At 68.0% G+C, this 17,685-nt stretch carries 11 protein-coding genes; all 11 read left to right on the forward strand.

What is annotated here, in order from left to right:
- Nucleotides 1–166: 166 nt before the first annotated feature.
- Nucleotides 167–655 (forward strand): GNAT family N-acetyltransferase, encoded by a 489-nt coding sequence (locus AB7849_RS11615; protein WP_008215752.1) that lies wholly within the window; start codon nucleotides 167–169, stop codon nucleotides 653–655.
- Nucleotides 656–666: 11 nt separating this feature from the next.
- Nucleotides 667–1,245 (forward strand): GNAT family N-acetyltransferase, encoded by a 579-nt coding sequence (locus AB7849_RS11620; protein WP_008215753.1) that lies wholly within the window; start codon nucleotides 667–669, stop codon nucleotides 1,243–1,245.
- Nucleotides 1,246–1,279: 34 nt separating this feature from the next.
- Nucleotides 1,280–2,047, forward strand: a complete 768-nt coding sequence (locus tag AB7849_RS11625) for an SDR family NAD(P)-dependent oxidoreductase (RefSeq protein ID WP_008215756.1) — start codon at nucleotides 1,280–1,282, stop codon at nucleotides 2,045–2,047.
- Between the two features lie 112 nt (nucleotides 2,048–2,159).
- Complete coding sequence (gene efpL, locus AB7849_RS11630) at nucleotides 2,160–2,723, forward strand: elongation factor P-like protein EfpL (protein ID WP_008215758.1); 564 nt, start codon at nucleotides 2,160–2,162, stop codon at nucleotides 2,721–2,723.
- Between the two features lie 169 nt (nucleotides 2,724–2,892).
- Nucleotides 2,893–5,007: an FUSC family protein gene (locus AB7849_RS11635; RefSeq protein WP_008215761.1), complete on the forward strand. Its 2,115-nt coding sequence runs from the start codon at nucleotides 2,893–2,895 to the stop codon at nucleotides 5,005–5,007.
- Nucleotides 5,008–5,235: 228 nt separating this feature from the next.
- Complete coding sequence (locus tag AB7849_RS11640) at nucleotides 5,236–6,180, forward strand: AraC family transcriptional regulator (RefSeq protein WP_008215763.1); 945 nt, start codon at nucleotides 5,236–5,238, stop codon at nucleotides 6,178–6,180.
- Nucleotides 6,181–6,520: 340 nt separating this feature from the next.
- The gene (locus tag AB7849_RS11645; RefSeq protein WP_369501091.1) at nucleotides 6,521–12,478 is read left to right on the forward strand and encodes an autotransporter domain-containing protein; all 5,958 of its coding nucleotides are present in this window, start codon (nucleotides 6,521–6,523) and stop codon (nucleotides 12,476–12,478) included.
- Nucleotides 12,479–12,617: 139 nt separating this feature from the next.
- Nucleotides 12,618–13,652, forward strand: coding sequence for an amidohydrolase family protein (locus AB7849_RS11650; RefSeq protein WP_092703262.1), 1,035 nt, complete (start codon nucleotides 12,618–12,620; stop codon nucleotides 13,650–13,652).
- Nucleotides 13,649–14,176 carry a hypothetical protein gene (locus AB7849_RS11655; RefSeq protein ID WP_369501092.1) on the forward strand — a complete coding sequence of 176 codons (528 nt, stop codon included), beginning with the start codon at nucleotides 13,649–13,651 and terminating at the stop codon, nucleotides 14,174–14,176. The genes AB7849_RS11650 and AB7849_RS11655 overlap by 4 nt, the downstream gene beginning before the upstream one ends.
- Before the next feature lie 249 nt (nucleotides 14,177–14,425).
- The gene (gene kynU / locus AB7849_RS11660) at nucleotides 14,426–15,709 is read left to right on the forward strand and encodes a kynureninase (RefSeq protein ID WP_008211935.1); all 1,284 of its coding nucleotides are present in this window, start codon (nucleotides 14,426–14,428) and stop codon (nucleotides 15,707–15,709) included.
- A gap of 219 nt (nucleotides 15,710–15,928) precedes the next feature.
- Nucleotides 15,929–17,635: an LTA synthase family protein gene (locus AB7849_RS11665; protein ID WP_343122217.1), complete on the forward strand. Its 1,707-nt coding sequence runs from the start codon at nucleotides 15,929–15,931 to the stop codon at nucleotides 17,633–17,635.
- The last annotated feature ends 50 nt before the right edge of the window (nucleotides 17,636–17,685 follow it).

Genomic DNA, 17,685 nt, shown 5'->3' on the forward strand with positions numbered 1-17,685 from the left:
CGCATCGGATCGGGCGGTCAGTGATTGAGAACGTCTATGACCGCAGCGATGCGCAGAGGTTTCTCAACAGCCTGCTAAAAGCGGGGCGTCGATGCTATTACGAAGGCCACTGGTACGCACGCGCCAAAATGGAATAATCGCTCATCCCCACCTGCCCGGAACCGCCATGCCATCGTCGTTCCTGATCCGCCCCATCGAGCCGCGCGACGATGCCGCAATGGCAGCGGTGATCCGCAGCGTGATGCCCGAGTTCGGGGCCGATGGTCCCGGTTTCGCAATCCACGATCCGGAGGTGGACGGTATGTCCGCTGCCTACGCGCAGCCACGCAGCGCCTACTTCGTGATCGAACGCGAAGGCATCGTCATGGGTGGCGGTGGCGTGGCGCCGTTGGTCGACGGTGAACCGGATGTGTGCGAACTGCGCAAGATGTACTTCCTGCCGCAAGCACGCGGCATCGGCGCGGGCCAGGCGATGATGCAGCGCTGTCTCGATGCGGCACGCGGTTTCGGTTTCCGCCGCTGCTACCTCGAAACACTGACCGGCATGGATGCGGCGCAGGCCCTGTACAAGCGCAATGGTTTCCAGATGATCTGCAGCGCCATGGGCGGCACCGGCCACCACGGTTGCGACCGCTACTACCTCCGCGAACTGTGAACACCCGCGCCATGACCGCCACCATCCGCATTGCCCGCGACGAAGACGCGGCCGCCATCCACGCGATCTACGCTCCCCACATCACCGACGGCGTTGCCACATTCGAAACCGAACTGCCCGGCGTGAACGCCATGCGCGAGCGCATCCGCGCGCGCCTGCCGCACTATCCGTGGCTGGTCTGGGACGAAGACGGCGAGGTGCTGGCCTACGCCTATGCCGGCCGCTTCCGCGAACGCGCCGCCTACGACTGGATCGCCGAAACCTCGATCTACGTGCACGCCGATGCGCAGCGGCGAGGCATCGCACGGCGGCTCTACACCACCTTGCTGGAAACCATGCGCCTGCAGGGCCTGACCCAGGCGGTGGGTGTCATCACCGTGCCCAACCCGGTCAGCGTGACTTTCCACGAATCGCTGGGCTTCGCGCCGGCCGGCGTGTGGCGGCAATGCGGCTGGAAGCTGGGGCAATGGTGGGACGTGGGCGTGTGGCAGCTGACCTTGCAGGCGCCGACGCCCCCGCCCGCCCCCGTACGCTCCTTCGCCGCGCTGGCCGATGATCCGGCACTGCGGCACCTGCTCGGGCTCGGCTAAACTTGTCCACTGACTTTCCTTTCGGCGGACTCCCATGCAACTCGATCAAATCAAGGCAATCATCACTGGTGGCGCCTCCGGTCTCGGTCACGCGGTGGCACAGCATCTCGTCGCCCATGGCGGCCAGGTGTCGCTGTTCGACGTGAACGAGGAAAAAGGCCAGGCCGCGGCAAAGGAACTGGGCGCTGCCGCCCGTTTCTTCCGCACCGACGTGACCAGCGAGGATGGCGTGAGCGCCAACGTGGCCGCCGCGCGCGAGGCGATGGGCGGGCTGAACGTGGTGATGAACTGCGCCGGCATCCTCGGCGCCGGTCGCGTGCTGGGCAAGGAAGGCCCGATGTCGTTGAACACCTTCGCCAGCACGGTGATGGTGAATCTGGTCGGCAGCTTCAACGTGGCCAAGGCCGGCGCGGCGCTGATGCAGGGCAACGAGGCCGGCGAAGATGGCGAGCGCGGCGTGATCATCAACACCGCCTCCGTGGCCGCCTACGAGGGCCAGATCGGCCAGGCCGCCTACTCCGCCTCAAAGGGCGGTGTGGTCGGCATGACCTTGCCGATGGCGCGTGAGCTGGCCCGCTTTGGCATCCGCGTGGCCACCATCGCGCCGGGTATCTTCTGGACCCCGATGGTCGACGGCATGCCCGAATCCGTGCAGCAGTCGCTGTCCGCCTCGATCCCGTTTCCCTCGCGCCTGGGCAAGCCGGAGGAATTCGCGCAGACCGTGGCGTTTATCCTCGGCAACCGCTATATCAACGGCGAAACCATCCGCCTGGATGGTGCGGTGCGTTTGCAACCCAAGTAAGCGAGGAGTGAGTGGAGAGGAGTGAGGAGCGAGAGAAAGCTCGCCCCCTCCCCTGCACCGCATCCCTCGGCTCTTCTCTCACTTCTCACTACTCAACTCTCACTTCCGACTTATGAAAGCTTCCGACGTCAAGAAAGGCAATGTGGTCGAACACGACGGCACCGTCTACCAGGTGCGCGACATCGAACGCAGTTCGCCGAGTGCGCGTGGCGGCAACGTCACGTTCCGCTTCACCCTGTATTCGATCCCCGGCGGCCGCAAATTCGATCTCAGCCTGCGTGCCGATGACGACATGAAGGAAATGGAACTGGTGCGCCGCGCTGCCAATTTCTCCTACATGGACGGCGACGCCTTCATCTTCATGGATGCCGAGGATTACACCCAGTACCTGCTGGGTCCCGAACTGGTGGGCGACAACGCCGGTTACATCGTCGAGGACCTGGAGGGCTACTACGTCCAACTGATCGACGACGCCCCGGTGGCTCTGCAGGTGCCGAGCAGCGTGGTCCTGACCGTGGTCGATACCGCCCCGGAAATGAAGGGCTCCAGCGCCACCAAGCGCAACAAGCCGGCCAAGCTCAACACCGGCGTGGAGATCCAGGTGCCCGAGTACATCAGCAACGATGAAAAGGTGTGGGTGAACACCTTGACGGGCGAGTTCGCCGGGCGCGCCTGAAAGCGAGGAGTGAGAGACGAGGAGTGAGAAGTGAGAGGACGGGCGCCCGGAGCTACTCGCACGCCTCCTGTCTGACACGGCTGCAGACCATCAGAGCAGGCAGCGGGGTAATCTTGCAGAGTCGCCGCTCTTCGCTCACTTCTCACTCCTCTCCACTCACTCCTGCTCCATGCCCCCCAGCAGCTACTCCTTCCGCAACCACCTCGTCGAAAGCCTGACCCGCATCAAGCGGCCGGACGTGCCGTTGCGGGTGGCGATACGCAACACGGCGGCGGTGGTACTGCCGCTGGGTATCGGCATGGCCACCGGGCATACGGCGATCGGACTGGGCATTGGCGCGGGTGCGCTGGACACGATGTTTTCCGACCAGCCCGGGCCTTACCGCCAGCGCATCGCGCGCCTGTTGCTGGCCTCGCTGGCGGCCGGGCTAGCCTCGTTGTGCGGCTTCCTGATCGGCGATCAGTTGCTGCCGATGCTGCTGGCCACGCTAGCGACCGGCTTCCTCGGCGGCTTGCTGGTGGTGTTCGGTACCGACATTGCGCGCGTGGGCATGACCAGCATGATCCTGCTGGTGATCACCGCGGCCGAGCCGATCCCGTCGCCTGTCGAGGCCATCGCCGCTTCCGCACTGATCTTCGCCGGTGGCTTGTTGCTGGCACTGTTTTCGGTGGCCGCATGGCCACTGCAGCGCTACTGGCCGGAGCGCAACGCACTGGCCGAGGTGTATCGCGGCCTTGCCGCGCTCGCGCAGGAAGCCACGCACGACGACGCCGATGCCCCCGCGCTTACCGACGCGATGACCACGCTGCAGCAGACCCTGCTCGGCCGCCATCGCGCCCATGGCCGCGCGATGGAGGCGTTCGGCGTATTGCTGGAACTGGCCGAACGGATCCGGCTCGAACTGGTGGCGATGGCCGAGGCCTACGCCGCTCCCGGCGCCAACGCCTTGCTGCGCGCCGATGTCGCCCGCGTACTGCAAGGCGTGGCCGAGGCCCTGGATGCGGGCGAAAGCCCGAGTCGGGCGATGCACGCCCTGCAAACCTTGCAGGCCAGCCAGGAAGCATTGCTGGGCGACGAAACCACCCATCGCAACATGGCTGCACACTTCCATGCACTGTCCGGCCAGCTGGCGGCCGCGGTACGCAATGCCAACTGGGCCGGCAGCCGCGGCGAAGAACGCGCCGCCGCCGCCGAAACACGCCTGCCGCGGGCGCTGCGCGGCAGCGCAACATGGGCCACGCTGCGCGCCAACTTCACCATGCGTTCGGTCGCCTTTCGCCACGCGCTGCGCTGCGCCGCCTGCCTGAGCCTCACCCTGCTCGTCTCGCGCCTGTGGCAGCTCCCGCACGGTTACTGGTTGCCGATGACCGCCGCCATCGTGCTGCGTCCGGATTTCGCCGCCACCTTCAATTTCGGCCTGCTGCGCGTGGTCGGCACCGTGCTCGGCCTGCTGCTCACCACCGTGCTGTTGTACGTGACGCCCGACGCACCCTGGGCCCATCTCGCACTGATGGGGCTGCTGTGCGTGGCGTTCCGTTACCTGGCCAGCGCGCATTACGGCATCGCCGTGGCCACCCTGACCGGCACGGTGGTGATCCTGCTGTCGTTCGAGGGCGTGGGCTCCGGCGCAGCGGTGATGGACCGGGTGATCAACACCGTGCTCGGCTCGGGCATGGCACTGCTGGCCTACGTGGTGTGGCCCACCTGGGAGCGCAGCCGCGCACGCGCCGCGCTGTCGACCATGCTGTCCGCCTATGCCGATTACCTCGCCGCGCTGGCGCAACCCGGGCAACGCGACGTGCACCGTGAAACGCGCACCGCCGCGCGCACCGCGCGCACCAACGCCCAGGCCTCGCTGGAGCGCATGCGCGTCGAGCCTGCCACCCCGCCGGCACTGTTCGACCTGGCCAGCGCGCTCTTCGCCAACGGCAACCGGCTGGCACGGACGGCGATGTCGTTCGAGGCGCTGCTGGACGAACGCGACACCCTGCCTGAGCATGAGGCGACCTGCCGCTTCATCGGGTCCGCCGCAGATGCCACCCACGCGATTGCCGATGCCCTGCGCGAGCGACGCGCACCGGATGCGCTGCCGGACCTGCGTGCCATGCAGCGCGAACTCGCCCTGCGCCTTGCCGCCAGCGGCGCGCACGGTAACGCCGATCTGCTGGCACGCATCAGCGATCGCCTCACCGACAACGTCAACACGCTGGCCCATGTCACCGGCCGCAGCCCGCAGCTGACGGCGCTGGACGATCGCCACAGTCCCGCCGGGCACGTGGCCTGAAAGCGTCGTCTCGACACGGCGTCCCGAAGCCCTCCAGAGGGCAGTCCCGGTAGCCGCGGGCCGGTCTGGGATGCTCCGACGCTGAGGCCATCCTCACGACAAACGATGGCCACGCACCCGGCAGAAAAGCCATGCGCGCGGTCGATGCCCGCCAACCCGTGGCGTGAGCCCGTTCGCACTGCCGCATGCCGACATCCGCGACGCTGCACTTATCATCAACGTTCCCCCTTGGAGACCGCCGCCATCGACCCGCAAGAGCAGGATGACGTCAATCCGCTGCGTTTCGACGCTCCGCCCGCCGGCCCACACGTGCATCACGTGCGTCGGCACCTGCCGCCCATGCTGATCGAAGATCCGCGCGTGCTGGCGGCAATCCGCGTGATCGAAGCCGGCTTTCCCGACGAACCGACGCTGGCCGGGCTGGCGGCGCAAACCAGGCTCAGCCCGTTCCACTTCCACCGCCTGTTCGCCGACGTGATGGGCGAGACGGTGAATGGCTATGTGCGGCGCATCCGCATGGATACCGCAGCGATCCTGCTGCTGGCCTCGCCGCTCGCCGCACAGGACGTCGCCGCCGCGGTGGGGTACGGCAGCCTCGCCGCGTTCAACCACGCTTTCCGGCGCCAGTTCGGCCTGCCACCCACCCGCTACCGCGAACTGGCGCGCGCGGCGGTCATCGACATCACGCCGGACGACTTGCAGCGTGCGCGCCGCGTCCGGGTGGAGACACAACTCCCGTTGTCGCTGGTCGGCGCCCGCTTCCACGGCAGCTACGACCAAGCCGAGGACTACTGGCTGCGTTTCGCCGCCTTGCTGCACAACCACGGCATCGAGCCCGATGGCCTGGCCGCCTATGCGCTGATCCGCGACAACCCGGAGATCACCCCGAACGGCCTGATCCGCTACTTCTGCATGGTGGCCGACCCCGGCATCCCGGACCCACTGCCGGCGCCGCTGGAACGCTTCGCCGTACAGCCCGGCCGCTATGCCTGCCTGCGCCACGACGGCCCGTATGCCGGCATCTTCCCCGTGTACTTCGCGATCAGCCCGGTGTGGCTCAACAAGCACGGCGAACGCTTCGGCATGGCACCGGCGATGGAACGCTACGAGGCACCGCCATGGCGTAACGTCGGCGGCGAGCAATCCGTCACGGTGATGATCAAGCTGCTGTGACGGGATAACACGGCGACAGCAATCCCGATCAAACGCAGGCATCGGTACGTTGCCACAATCCACGACTTGCCCGGCGGCACGAAGCCCTGCGGCACAAGCGTGGCTACAGGGGATCTCGTGCGATGGACAAGCCTGCCGGTAATCGCAGCATGCAAGCCCGCGTGCGTCGCGATTCGTCCGTGCACGCATGCCCTGCGCCCGACTGGCCGCCCTGGTAGACCGCAGTCCCGACCGAACCTCCTGCCACGGGCGCGCGCCGCAACCGTTTCCACGACGCATCCGCCCCGGCCGCGCACGCGTGCCCCCATTACATCACTTCCCTGTTCGAGGAATTCCCGCAATGAACCGCACCTACCGATTGGTCTGGAACCGCGCCCTGCGCGTCATGCAGGTGGCTTCGGAACTGGCCATGCCGCCGCGTCACGGCACTGCCGCCGCAACGACCTCGCGCCTATCCCGGCGCCTGCTCGCCGTGGCCTGCGCCGTGGCGCTGTCGGCCAGCCTGGCGCCGCTGCAGGTATGGGCCACCGTGGGCGGCAGCCAGGGCGGTGCTGGCGGTGCCGGCAGTGGCGCCTATGGCGGCAGCGGTGGCAACGGCAATGGCGGCGGTGGCCAGGGCGGCAGCGGTTGGGCGGGCGTCGCCGGCAGCAACGGCAACGGTGGTGCCGGCGGCCATGGCGGTTCGGCCATCAGTGCCGGCGGCAACGGCGGCAGCGTGGGGGCCACCACCATGGGCAATACACCGGTCACCGGCGGCAACGGCACGGACGGCCAAACCGACCCCGGCACCAGCTTCATGAGCGGTGGCGGCGGTGGCGGCGGCGACGGCGTGTACACCGCAGATACGGGTATCACCGTCGGCGCGGGCCTGGCCATCACCGGCGGCCACGGCGGCAACGCGGGCAACGGCGACCGCATCGGCGGCGGCGGCGGCGCCGGCGGTGCCGGGCTGGCGACGCTGACCGACGCCGCCGTGCTGACCAACGCCGGCAACATCACCGGCGGCAACGGCGGCAATGGCGGCAGCGGCCAATGGAGCGGCGGCGGCGGTGGCGGCGGCGACGGCATCCTGGTGTCGGGCGCGAGCGGCAACCTGACCAACAGCGGCAGCATCGCCGGTGGCGCGGGCGGCGCCTCGGGCGGCATCACCAGCTTCAGCGGCGTGGCCGGCGAAGGCGGGGCCGGTATCGACCTGGCCGGCGACGGCACCCTCGTCACCAACAGCGGCAGCATCGCCGGCGGCGACGCACACACCGCCGCCGGCGCCGGCATCACGGGCGGCAACGGCAGCCACGTCACCAACCTGGCCGGTGGCAGCATCGCCGGCGGCGACACCCTGGACAACTACACCATCGGCGGCAGCGGTATCGCGGCCGTCACCAGCGGCGCGCAGACTTTCATCATCGACAACGCCGGCACCCTCCGTGGCGGCATCGGTGCCAACGCCACCGGCGGATTCAACGGCAACGGCACCGGCGGCGACGGCATCCAGGCCACGGGCAACGTGACCATCGGCAACAGCGGGCTGATCGAAGGCGGCCACGGCGGCTCCAACAACGGCGGCGGCCACGGCGGCACCGGCATCGCGATCGCCGTCGCCAGCGGCGAGCAGGCCACCGTCACCAATCGCAGCGGGGGCGTCATCCGCGGCGGCTATGGTGGCGTGGTCGGCAGCGGCAACCTCGGCGGCACCGGCATCGACGCCAGCGGCAACGTAAGCATCGTCAACCAGTCGGGCGCCGCCATCCTCGGCGACGACGGCGGCCTCAGCGACATCAGCACCAGCGGTGGTACCGCGATCGCCGCCACCAGCGGCGCCAGCATCGACAACAGCGGCACCATCGCAGGTACGGGTGGCATCATCGCCGGAACCGCCATCCGTGTGCACGACATCGCCGCCCCCGACGACAGCACGGGCGCGACCGTCATCGTCAATCGCGCGGGCGGCACCATCCAGGGCGGCAACGGCCAGGACGCCAACACCGGCGCGGCAGCCATCGTCGCCAGCGGCCAGACGTCGATCGACAACAGCGGCAGCCTGATCGGCGGACAGTCGTCCGTCGGCGGTGTCCAGGCCGACGCGGTGGTGCTTTCCGGCGGCGGCAACACCCTGCTGCTGCGTGCGGGTTCGAGCATCACCGGCAACGTGGTCAGCAACAGCGGCAGCGGTGTCGGCGGCGACAGCTTCATCCTCGGCGGCGACGACAACGCCATCGGCGGCAACACCTTCGACACCGGCACCGCGACCGGCTTCGCCAGCTACCAGAAGAGCGGCGCCAGCACCTGGACGCTGACCGGCATCGGCTCCACTGCGCAGGACTGGTCGATTGCCGCCGGCACCCTGGTCGGCGACAGCACCAGCCTGGCCGGCAACATCGACGACGCCGCGGCGCTGGTATTCAACCAGGCTGCCGACGGCAGCTTCGGCGGCATCGTCAGTGGCACCGGCAGTCTTGCCAAGACCGGCACCGGCACGCTCGTGCTCACCGGCGCGAACACCTACGGCGGCGGCACCACGATCGACGCAGGCACGCTGTCGGTGTCCAGCGACGGCAACCTCGGCGACAGCGCCGGCGCGGTCGACATCGACAACGCCACCCTGCAGGCCGGCGCCTCGTTCGCTTCGGCGCGCGCTTTCAGCCTCACCAACTACGCCCACATCGACACCCAGGGTTTCGACCTCACCCTGTCGGGCCCGATCACGACGAGCGGTTACGGCATCCTCTTCAAGGATGGCACGGGCACGCTCACTGTCACCGGCCAGGCCAATGCGTACCAGGGTACGATCATCGACTGCGGCACGCTGGCCTTGTCCGGCGACGGCGCCATCAGCGGCACCCTGGACATCCAGGGCGGAGCCACCCTCGACATTTCGCAGACCCGCGCCGGCGCCAGCATCGGCACTCTCGGCGGCAATGGCACCGTGGCGCTGGGCGGGCAGACGCTCACCGTCAACCTCGGCGCGTCTAACTGGAGCTTCGATGGCACGCTGGACGACGGCGGCATCGGCGGCGGCACCGGCGGCAGCATGGTGCTCGACGACGACCTCGGCATCGCGACCTTCACCGGGGTGAACGGCTACACCGGCAGCACCACCATCGCGGCCGGCACGCTGGCACTGACCGGCACCGGCAGCATCGCCGCGTCCAGCGGGCTGATCGACAACGGCACGTTCGACATCGCCGGTACCCGTGGTGGCGCCAGTGTCGCCAGCCTGGGCGGCAGCGGTGCCGTGACGCTGGGCAGCCAGACCCTGACCCTGAGCCGTGCCCACGACAGCTTCGACGGCGTCATCGCCGGCAGCGGCGGCCTGCTGTTCGATGGCGGCCGCCAGGTCCTGAACGGCGCCAACACCTACACCGGTCTCACCGACGTGCATGGCGGCACGCTGATCGTGGGCGACGACGCCCACGCCAGCGCCGCCATCGCTGGCAGCGCGCAGGTGGAAAACGGTGCCACCCTGGGCGGCCACGGCCGCATCGGCGGCGACGTCACCGTGCAGTCCGGCGGCCATCTTGCACCCGGTGCGTCGATCGGCACGCTCACCGTCGGCGGCAATCTCGTCGCCGCATCGGGCAGCGTGCTCGACTACGAATTCGGCGCCCCCGGCGCGGATCTCCATACCTTCGGCACCGGCGACAACGTGAAGGTCGACGGCAACCTCGAACTGGACGGCGCCGTGCTCAACGTCGCCGATGCCGGCGGCATGGGGCCGGGCCTCTACAACGTATTCCGCTGGGGCGGCTCGCTCATCGAGACCAACGGCGGCGTGGCCCTCGGCAGCACGCCGACCGGCAGCCTCCTGCAACTGCAGACGCTCAGCGCCGACCGGCAGATCAACCTGATCGCCACCACCGGCCTCACGCTGAACATCTGGAATGCCAACGGCCAGGCCACCGCCAGCCACATGGGCGGTGGCAGCGGCACTTGGACGACCACCGCGCCGGTGTGGACCGACGCACAGGCCGACGTCACCTCGGCGATGCAGCCACAACCGGGCTTCGCCATCTTCGGCGGCACGGCAGGCACGGTCACGGTGGACAACGGTGCCGGCACGGTCAGCGCCACCGGCCTGCAATTCGCCAGCGACGGCTACACGCTCACCGGCGACACGCTGACCTTGGTGGGCGCGGGCGGCAGCGCGCCGGTGATTCGCGTGGGCGACGGTTCCGGCGCGGGCACGGGCATGACCGCGACAATCGGCAACGTGCTCGCCGGCAGCGCCGGCCTGACCAAGACCGACCTCGGCACCCTGGTGCTGGGTGGCGCCAACACCTACACCGGTGGCACCTTCGTCGATGGCGGCACGCTGTCCGTGTCCGGCGATGGCAACCTCGGCGCGGCCAGCGGCGGCCTCACCCTCGACGGCGGCACGCTGCGCGTGACCGGCACCGCGTTCCGGAGCACCGCACGCACGCTCACCCTGGGTAGCGCCGGCGGCGGCTTCGACATCGCCGACGCGGGCAACACCTTCACCGTCGACCAGGCGTTGTCCGGCAGCGGCAGCCTGACCAAGCGCGGCACCGGCACCCTGCTGCTCACCGGCGCCAACACCTATACCGGCGGCACCGTGGTCGAAGCGGGCACGCTCGCCGGCGATACCGCCAGCCTGCGCGGCGCGATCGCCGACAACGCCACGCTGTCCATCGCGCAGGCCAGCGACAGCAGCTTCGACGGCACGCTGTCCGGCCACGGCACGCTGCTGAAATCCGGCGCCGGCACGCTCACGGTCAACGGCACCAACCCGTTCGCCGGCACCACTACCGTGCAGGCCGGCAGCCTGGTGGTGGGTGACGACAGCCACGCCTCGGCCACGCTCGGCGGCACGGTGACGGTGACCGCCGGCGCCACGCTGGGCGGCATCGGCACCCTCGGCGGCCTCGACCTGGCCGGCACGCTCAGCCCCGGCAATTCCGTCGGCACGCTGCACGTGAGCGGCAATGCCACCCTCGAACAGGGTGCCAGCATGCGCATCGATGCCACGCCCGACGGTCATGCCGACCAACTCGCAGTGGGCGGCAAGGTCGACATCCTCGGCGGCAGCGCGCTGGTACTGGCGCAGCCGGGCAACTGGGCACCGCGTACCGACTACACCATCGTGACGGCAGCCGGCGGAGTGAGCGGACAGTTCACCTCGGCCAGCACCAGCCTCGCCTTCCTCATGCCGGTGCTGAGCTATACCGCCAATGCGGTGAACCTGTCGCTGCAACGCAACGACATCGGCTTCGCCGACGTGGGCCACACACCCAACCAGAAAGCCGCCGCCCACGGCGCCGAAAGCCTGGGCTGGGGCACGCCGGTATACGACGCGCTGGTGAAGCTGGACGCGCCGCAGGCGCGGCACGCGTTCGACCAGTTGAGTGGCGAGATCTACCCCGGCACGCTCGCCGCGCTGGCCGAGGACGACCGCTACGTGCGCGACGCGATCAACCGCCACCTGCTCGGCCTGGGCGAAGGCACCGAGGGCCGTACGGCCGACGGTACCGACGCGTGGCTGAGCGGCTGGGGCCACTGGGGCCGCGACGATGGCGACGGCAATGCGGCCTCGCTGCGCGCCAACGGCAGCGGCCTGCTGCTGGGCGTGGACCGCACCGTGGGCATGGACAGCCGCCTGGGCCTGTTGCTTGGCCACGGCCAGAACTCGCTGGATGTGGATCAGCGCGCCTCGTCCGCGCACGTGCGCAGCCGCCAACTGGGCGTGTATGGCGACACATCATTCGGCGCACTGCAACTGCGCGCCGCCGCCATCCACGCTTGGCAGGACGTGGACACGCAGCGCACCGCGGCCTTCCCCGGTTTCGACGAACGCCTCGCCAGCCGCCGCCACGTCCGCAGCGACCAGGCCTACGTGGAAGCCGGCTACCGCCTCACGCTGCCGCACGGCCAGCAACTGGAGCCGTTCGTGAACCTGGCGCACACGCAACTGCATGCCGGCGCGGTGCGGGAAAGCAACGGCCAGGCCGCGCTGGTGGTGGCCGCCGCCGACCCCTCGGTGAGCAGCGCCACGCTGGGCCTGCGCGATACCTTCACCTCGAAGGCCGGCCTGCACCTCCACGCCAGCCTCGCCTGGCAGCAGGGCTGGGGCGACCTCACGCCGGTGGCCACGATGCGCTTCACCGCCGGCGGCGACAGCTTCGCCGTTGCCGGTGTGCCGCTCGCGCGCCATGCCTTGCTCGCCAACCTGGGCACGGACTTTCCGCTGGCACGCAACGTCACGCTGGACGTCAGCTACCTCGGCCAGTTCGCCACGCGCTATCGCGACCAGGGCGCGCGGCTGAGCCTGTCGGTGGCGTTCTAGGAACCGGCTCAAGATCTTTCCCGGCGTAGGAGCGGCTTCAGCCGCTCCTACAGCAAGCTTGCGCGCCCTGCTGCGTGACGGGCCTGCCGATGTGCGACCGCGGCGGGACGCCTATGCCACGAGGTTCTAAACTCGCAGGATGCTCAAGATCGATACCCACGCGCACATCCTGCCCCGTGACTGGCCGAATCTGGCGACCAAGTACGGCAACAACCGCTTTCCGGTGATGACACACACCGATGGGCGCCACCGCATCTACAAGGATGGCAAGTTCTTCCGCGAGGTGTGGGATTCGGCCTTCGATCCGCAGACGCGCATCGACGACTACGCCCGCTTCGACGTGGACGTGCAGGTGATTTCCACCGTGCCGGTGCTGTTCTCGTACTGGGCGCCGGGCCACCAGGCACTGGAGCTGCATCGTCATCTGAACGACCACATGGCCGGCATGTGCCGCGACCATCCGCGGCATTACGCCGGGCTGGGCACGGTGCCGCTGCAATCGCCGGAGCTGGCCGTGCGCGAGCTGGAGCGCTGCATCGACGAGCTGGGGCTGGCCGGCGTGCAGGTCGGCTCGCACTGCAACGACTGGAACCTGGACGCGCCGGAGCTGTTCCCGTTCTTCGAGGCCGCCGCCGATCTGGGCGCCGCGGTGATGGTGCATCCGTGGGACATGATGGGCGCGGCGTCCATGCCCAAGTACTGGATGCCATGGCTGGTCGGCATGCCGGCCGAGCAATCCCGCGCCGGTTGCTGCCTGGCCTTCGGTGGCGTGCTGGAACGGCTGCCGAAGCTGCGCGTAATGCTGGCCCACGGCGGCGGCAGTTTCCCGTACACCATCGGCCGCATCGAGCACGGCTTCAAGATGCGCCCGGACCTGGTGGCCACCGACAACCCGCGCAATCCGCGCGAGTACCTCAAGCAGCTGTATTTCGACTCCTGCGTGCACGACGACCACGCCCTGCGCTATCTGCTGGATGTGACCGGCGTCGACCGCGTGATGCTCGGTACCGATTATCCTTTCCCGCTGGGGGAACAACAGCCCGGCAGCGGCATCGAGGCACTCAAGCTCGACGACGCCACCCGCGCACGGCTGTTCCACGGTACCGCACTGGAATGGCTGGGCCTGCCGCGCCAGCGCTTCATCAATGACGCCCATCCACAGGAGCAGGCATGAGCTTGTTGCGCCACACGACGATTCTTGCCGCCGCACTGCTGCTGGCCGGCACCGCCACCCTTGCCCACGCCGACGACGTCAGCATGGCCGATGGCAGCGTGCACTTCACCACGCCGGCCAACTGGGTCGACATCATGCAGACCACGGGTGACCCGGAAGTGCACGTGTTCCAGGTGCCCGATCCGTCGCCCACCGCCAGCACCAGCCTGGCGCGCATCACGGTCACGGTGAAGAAGGTGGCCGACCTGGATGGCTTCAACACTTACCGCAGCGGTGCCGACGCGAAGGCCCGTGGCCTCACCGGCTATCAGCCCGGCGTGCGGCCTCCCGACGACATCAACGGCAACGCCTATAGCGCACGCGAGAATGGCGCGCAGTTCGACTACCTCGAGTACTACTGGTTCAAGGGCGATCGCGCCATCCAGCTGCGCTGCGTGCGCCCGCAGCAGACCCAGGCCGGTGCCGCCTGGACAGCGGCCTTCGACAAAGGCTGTCACGCCCTCGCCGCCCAGCTCGGTGGCTGACTGCTGTTGTTCCGCGGGGCGCCTGGCACTTCGCACCAAAACTTTGCAGCAGCGTCATCCCAGCGGCTCTCAACGGCCGAAGGGCCGGTCAAGCCGAGATCCAGCGTCTATAGGCCATTGAAAGCAAAGGCGCTGGATTCCTGCTTTTGCAGGAATGACGGGCAAAATCGGACCTTTCCCAAAGCTCGTGGACATCCTTTTTTGTCGCCGCACCGCCCATGTCATTCCGCACGAATCAGAGACGTACCCATGCCACTTGCCTACGAAGCCACCCACGCCTGGGCGCAAGCCGCCGACGCTGCCGATCCGTTGCGCGCGTTTCGCGACGAATTCCTGATCCCGCCGCATGACGGCAAGGACGGCGTGTACTTCTGCGGCAATTCGCTGGGCCTGCAGCCACGCGCCGTACACGAGGCGGTGAATGCGGAACTGGGCCGCTGGGGCGAGCTCGGCGTCGAGGGGCACTTCACCGGCAAGCTGCCGTGGATGAACTACCACGAATTCGTGCGCGACCATCTCGCCGAAGTGGTCGGTGCACGGCCGTCCGAAGTGGTGACGATGAACACGCTGGGCGTGAACCTGCACCTGATGATGGTGAGCTTTTATCGCCCCACGGCCGAACGCCCGGCGATCCTGATGGAAGCCGGTGCCTTCCCTACCGATCGCTACGCGCTTGAATCGCAGGTCCGCTTCCACGGCTTCGACCCCGCCGACGCGCTGATCGAGCTGCAAGGCGACGAACCGAACGGCACCCTGTCGATGGCCGCGATCGAACGCGCGCTGGCCGAACACGGTTCACGCATCGCACTGGTGATGCTGCCCGGCGTGCAATACCGCACCGGCCAGGCGTTCGACCTCAAGGCCATCACGGCGCTTGGCCACCGCCACGGCTGCATGGTCGGTTTCGACCTGGCCCATGCCGTCGGCAACCTGCCACTGCAATTGCACGACAGCGGTGCCGATTTCGCCATCTGGTGCAGCTACAAATACCTGAACTCGGGCCCGGGTGCGGTAGGCGGCGCCTTCGTGCACGAGCGCCACGCCACGGCCGTGCTGCCGCGCTTCGCCGGCTGGTGGGGCCACGACAAGACCACCCGCTTCCAGATGGGCCCCGAATTCGTGCCCACGCCCGGCGCCGACGGCTGGCAGTTGTCCAACCCGCCGATCCTCGCGCTGGCCCCGCTGCGGGTGTCGCTGGAAATCTTCCACCGCGCCGGCATGGCCCGCCTGCGCGCGAAGTCGGAACAGCTCACCGGTTACCTGGAATGGCTGGTGCGCAGCCAGCTCGGCGACGTGCTGGAGATCGTCACCCCGGCCGAACCCGAACGCCGTGGCGTGCAACTTTCCATCCGCGTCTTGGGTGGTCGCGAACGCGGGCGCGCGTTGTTCGATTATTTGATGGCTCATGGCATCGTCGGCGACTGGCGCGAGCCGGACGTCATCCGAATCTCTCCTGTGCCGTTATACAACCGCTTCGCCGATTGCCTGGCCTTCGCCGAGGCGGTGCGGGCCTGGGCCGCGCCCGGGCACTGACCCGGACGGCTCGCTGGCACGCCACCCGGCGCGTCTCGCCGATGGCCAGCAACCGAAGCGACAAGGCATCCCGGCACCACCGTCGATACCATCGGGCGGCCGCCCCCGCCCGCGGGTTGTCGCACTCCGGGCGGGATGCGGATACCCTCGACGGCATGGCATTACGCGCCATGCCGGAGCCCGACTCCAGACGATCCCTTTTCCAAGGCCAGACCACGCATGTTCTCCCGCCCTGCTTCGCCTCTCGCAACACGTTTCCGGCCGCTGATCTGGCTTGGCGTGTGTTTCATCGCCATCTCGTTCGTCACCCGGCTGATCCTGCTGCTGATGACGGGCTCCGGCGTGCCGGCGAACCCGCTGTATTGGCTGTACGCCTTTGGGGTGGGCCTGGGCTATGACCTGATCACCTTCATCTATTTTGCGTGGCCGATGGTGCTGCTGCTGTGGCTGGTGCCGACCCGGCGCGGGCGCATGTCCGGCTGGAAGCACTGGTCGCTGTATGCGCTGACGGTGGTGCTGCTGTGCGCGATCTGCCTGGGTGCGCTCCGGCTGTCGTTCGACGCCAGCTGGAAAACGGCGTGGCCCGCGGTGATTCCATTCCTGTTCGTGCTGCCACTGACCGCCTTCACCTACACGTCCAGGGTCGGCCAGTGGGTGCTCTACATCTTCTGCCTGCTGCTGCTGTTCGGGCTGTTGTTCGTCGGCGCCTCGGAGCTGACTTTCTGGAACGAATTCAGCACGCGCTTCAATTTTATCGCGGTGGATTACCTCGTCTACACCCGCGAAGTGATCGGCAACATCGAAGAGTCGTACCCGATCGCACGCTGGATAACCATGCTGGCGGTGGCCGCGATCATCATTTTCGTGGCCACCCGGCGCCGCCTGCGCACCCGCGACGACACCAGCCGCTTCGGCCAGCGCAGCATCGTCGTCGTGGTCTGGCTGGGGCTGACCGTGGTCAGCGCCATGGCCGTCAATTCGGAAACCAAGAACCGCCTGCAGAACGTCTACGTCAATTCGCTGGCCGGCAACGGCATCTACGAGTTCTTCGCCGCCTTCCGCAATTCCAAGCTGAACTTCCACCGTTTCTACCGCACGCTGCCGGACAGCGAGGCCTACGCCATCGTGCGCAAGATGCTGCAGACGCCGGATGCCACCTTCGTCAGCAACGATCCCCACGACCTCACCCGCATCATCCGCAACGCGGGCCCGGAGAAGCATCTCAACGTGGTGCTGATCAGCGTGGAAAGCCTGTCCGGGAAATACCTTGCCGCCTTCGGCGACAAGAAGGACCTGACGCCCAACCTGAACAAGCTGGCCGACCAGAGCCTGTTCTTCGAGCACATGTACGCCAACGGCACGCGTACCGTGCGCGGACTGGAGGCGCTGTCGCTGTCGGTGCCACCGACGCCGGGCGACTCGCTCATCAAGCAGAAGCACAATGAGGGCCTGTTCTCGCTGGCCGACATCTTCAACCAGCGTGGCTACGTGTCGGAATTCGTTTACGGTGGCTACGGCTACTTCGACAACATGAACTATTTCTTCGGCCACAACGGCTACAAGGACATCGACCGCCGCGACATTCCCACCGGTGCGACCATCCATTCGGAAAACGTGTGGGGCGTGGCCGACGAAGACCTGTTCACCCTGGCGATGCAGCAGATGGACACCATCCATGGCGAGAACAAGCCGTTCTTCCTGCACATCATGACCACGTCCAACCACCGGCCCTACAGCTGGCCGAAGGATCGCGTGGACCTGCCGCAAGGCAGTCGCGACGGCGCGGTCAAATACACCGACTGGGCCATCGGCGACTTCATCAAGCGCATGCGCGCCAAGCCGTACTTCAAGGACACGGTGTTCGTGATTACCGCCGACCACTGCGCCTCCAGCGCCGGCCGCACGCGCATCCCGGTCAACCAGTAGCACATTCCGCTGATCATCTATGCACCGGACCAGATCAAGCCGCAGCGCGT

It is taken from the genome of Rhodanobacter sp. FW021-MT20 (assembly GCF_041107475.1).
GTDB lineage: Bacteria > Pseudomonadota > Gammaproteobacteria > Xanthomonadales > Rhodanobacteraceae > Rhodanobacter_A > Rhodanobacter_A glycinis.